Source organism: Nitrospinota bacterium (genome assembly GCA_009873635.1).
In the GTDB taxonomy this organism is placed as follows: domain Bacteria; phylum Nitrospinota; class Nitrospinia; order Nitrospinales; family VA-1; genus LS-NOB.
In genome coordinates this window covers 11,183-14,765 of record WAHY01000034.1, presented here as the reverse complement: position 1 = coordinate 14,765, position 3,583 = coordinate 11,183, and the positions used below count along the sequence as shown (strand labels likewise).

Below are 3,583 nucleotides of genomic sequence, written 5' to 3'. Positions count from 1 at the left end.
AATGCTTCTCCATAATTTCCACTAGCAACATCCTGTTGAGCAGTTTCTAAAGTTTCTTTTGCTTGTTGAACTTTTTCTTGAGCTTCTGCTATTTTATTTGCAAGCTCTTCCTATTTTGTTGTGCCTCCTGTACTGCAGCCTCTGCGTTCATTGCAGCCTCTGCTATCTTATTTGCAAACATCTCCGCTTCTTGTTGTGCGGTTTGTGCTGCAGCTTCTGCTGTCAGAATAGCTTCTTGTGCTTGCTTGGCTAACTCCTCTGCTATCTGCTGTGCAGCTTGTACTTTAACTTTTGCAGCCTTTGCTGCCAGAGTAAGCTCTTCTGCTTGCTGTGCAGCCTGTAATGACGCATCTGCAGCCATAGAAGTCTCCGTTGCCTGATTGGCTAATGCTTCTGTTTGCTGCTGCGGTGTTTGTGGCGCAGGTTCCGTTGGCTGATTGGCTAATGCTTCTGTTTGCTGTTGCGGTGTTTGTGGCGCAGGATCCGTTGGTGGATTGGCTAATGCTTCTGTTTGCTGTTGTGGTGTTTGTGGCGCAGGATCCGTTGGTGGATTGGCTAATGCTTCTGTTTGCTGCTGGGCTTGTACTTCAACTCTTGCAGCTTCGGCAGCAACTATAGCGTCTTCTGCCTGTTTAGCCAACTCTTCTGCTTCTTGCTGTGCAGCCTGCATTTCAGCTTTTGCAGCTTCGGCAGCAACTTTAGCCTCTCCTGCCTGTTTAGCCAACTCTTCTGCTGCTTGCTGTGCAGCCTGTACTGTAGCTTCGGCAGATTCTGTAGACTGCCTGGCTAAATCTGCGGCCTCTGTTACTTGATTAGCAAAATCTTCCGCTTCCTGCTTTGCTGCCTCTGCTGCAGCTTCTGCTGCGTTTAAGGTATCTAAAGCTTGCTGGACAAACTCTTCAGCTTTTTGTTGCGCAGCCTGTACTGCAGCATCTATTTCTGCTGATATATATTCTTTAGGATTGATTGCTAGATTTAGTAAGTCTTGGTATTCGGGAATATTATTTTGTATTTCCCCACTAATATATCCGCTCAAGTCATCAATACAGTTGTTTTCATCGTCACAATAAACATCATTACCTGCGTATGTTGCATTGGGAAAAATGACTGAAAAGCAAATTAACAAAGATAAAACAATGAAGCAGATTGGTTTTAATTGAGACATTATAGCCCTCTATTGTTCATTGAACTGTTGGTAAGATTAATTATTTTTGTATGTTGATTGTTTTGTGATTAAGCCATCTAAGTAAATAATGACAACTCTATATTTAAAGGAAAATTAAAACAAGTTTAATATGTTGAATCTAAATACCTTAATTCTGAAATATGGATTAAAACCCTTGATAAACCGCAAGTACCCATCACGCCTTCATACCAATAAACTTTACGCATTCACCATTGAGTAAAACTATTATCTCCCTAAAAAAAGTCCGCGCATGTCCAAATCAATGATATTTTTAACGGATTACCCAAATATGTCAGGCCCGTGGTTGCTTTTCGTCTACGATTTCCGGATAATAATTTTAGAGATTCGTCAAGAAATCACTTCTGCGAGTTCGTTATAAAAACAGGTCGAGGTTACTGTAGTGAGAAAGTTCTGGAGAATATTTGGCTGGGTATTTTTAGGCATCTTTTTGCAATTCAAGTTTAACGCATTGTATGGGATCGTTTTTCTGGAAAACCTTAATTTCCACGATCGTACCTATTGGGTGGAAATGGATATGATACCAACAGAGGAGAAACTGCGTATTCTAAAAGTTAAGACTACGGTTCACCACTCTCTCGGACCAGATTATTTCGCCAATGTTTATATTCCAGATAGTTATAAGGTTTTGAATGCAAACCCATATGGCGGTGCAGAAGTCGTGAATGGCTATCTGGCTTATAAAGTGAATATGAAACGTAAATATAGAGACGTTCTGGGAGAAACCCACTTCATAATCGTTCCACAAAAAGTAGATACTGACATCCCTGCCCAACCCATAAAGGTCCATTTTGAAAACCTGAAGCAGAGACTGCATACAGATGAAACTTATCTGATTTCTACGCTGAAATATAAAACCCAGCTGGAAGGACCTGAAGTAGCCGAAGCAATCTATCCCCAGAAGCTGGGAATGTAAAGAGTCCATAATGCCTCGCAGACCTAAAGAATTTAAAGACTATTACTCTATCCTTAAGGTTCCACAAGATTGTAACAGCCAGGAAGAGATCAAAAAATCTTTCCGAAAACTGGCTTTAGAACTTCACCCGGACCATAACCCCGATGACCCTGAAAGGGAAGAGAGGTTTAAGGAAGTTACTGAAGCCTATGGTGTATTGAGTGATCCCGTAAAGAAAAGAGAGTATGACCGTTTTCGTGCGGATTATCTTGCTGGACGTTCCACAGGCTCTTCTGACTTTCGCTATTCCCAGGAAGATATATTTGCCAGCATGTTTAATGGAGAAAATGCCCGTGAAATTTTTGAAGAACTCAACAGGGAATTTAACCAGTCCGGATTCCGGTCCGGCAACCCTTTTTTCCAGTCCCTGTTTTTTGGTGGAGCTGTTGGAGGACTTGGCAGAATCCTCAGAATGGTTCCAGGACCAATCGGGAAAATAGGCGTGGGCTTAAAGTTGGCTCAAGTTGTAGGCTCTTCCCTTTACGCTTTGCATAAAATGAACCAGCGGACACAAACAGATCAAGCCGTTCCTCCAAAACCTGAGAACCCTGTAATGCATGGCATAAAAGATATTTTCACAAAAAAAGAAAACTCTCTTGATATGGGCTTTTCCATTTCTATACCACCTATAGAAGCTTTAAAAGGCACCCGCAAGAAAATCTCTTATCAGGCTAACGGCCGAACAGAACAATTGATGGTGCGCATCCCCCCAAACTTTCCTTCAGGTGGAAAACTACGCATTAAAGATAAAGGAAAAACCCATGCTGAAAAACGTGGAGACCTGATCCTTTCGATCAATATCGATTCAAACGCAAGCCCCAGCAAAAAATGAATAATCAACAAATACTAAATTTCTGGATTGCTTTTTTCAAAGATCTTCTCATTGGAGCATTTAAGAACCTATTCCTGTTCGGTGTCTGCGGTTTGGTATCAGGTGCTCTTGCAACTTATTTGTTTGATCTCAAGGTGCTCGATTCCGCTGAATGGAATGTTTGGCTGGAAGGAGCGATTCTGGTTTTAGTGGGGGCAGCTTACCTGGTCCTGGGTTTGTTACACAGTTGGCTATCCTGCATCCTGCACCTTCTTGGCAAAAAAATGCGTGAAGCATTAACAGGACTTCAGGAGTTGCTGGACTGGATAACCCGAGAGGTGATTAATCGTGTCCCTAAATTTCAAAAAAACATACCGAAACATGAACTGGGGCAAAAATATGACCAGATCGGGAATGAATTAAAACAAAAGCTCAAACAACGGGGTGGTGTAACAGGGTTTTCTTCTGGAATCCTTTTTGGAGTCATCCTTAAAGCTTTGCGATTTTTTTTCCTGGATGAGGTGGTTGAGGAACTGAAAAAAAAAGACCAAGAAGAGATCACCTCTGCCGACATAGAACATGCGGTTCGCCGCGTAGGAACAGAAGTTATGAT

General features: G+C 42.0%; 3 protein-coding genes. 2 read left to right on the top strand and 1 reads right to left on the bottom strand.

The features are described from left to right. Window positions 1-88 precede the first annotated feature (88 nt). Window positions 89-1,165, bottom strand: a complete 1,077-nt coding sequence (locus F3741_12110) for a hypothetical protein (GenBank protein MZG31524.1) — start codon at window positions 1,163-1,165, stop codon at window positions 89-91. A gap of 421 nt (window positions 1,166-1,586) precedes the next feature. On the opposite strand from F3741_12110, the gene F3741_12105 reads away from it, so the two are divergent. Together F3741_12105 and F3741_12100 are read left to right on the top strand one after the other, a co-directional pair. After that, a complete protein-coding gene (locus F3741_12105; protein MZG31523.1) occupies window positions 1,587-2,120 on the top strand; it encodes a hypothetical protein in 534 nt (177 codons plus the stop codon). 10 nt (window positions 2,121-2,130) lie between these two features. Next, a complete protein-coding gene (locus tag F3741_12100; protein MZG31522.1) occupies window positions 2,131-2,991 on the top strand; it encodes a DnaJ domain-containing protein in 861 nt (286 codons plus the stop codon). Window positions 2,992-3,583: the final 592 nt, after the last annotated feature.

Bases quoted from the DNA above. Each gene is read 5' to 3' on its own strand.
- F3741_12110 (MZG31524.1), bottom strand. From the start codon at position 1,165: ATGTCTCAATTAAAACCAATCTGCTTCATTGTTTTATCTTTGTTAATT.
- F3741_12100 (MZG31522.1), top strand. From the start codon at position 2,131: ATGCCTCGCAGACCTAAAGAATTTAAAGACTATTACTCTATCCTTAAG.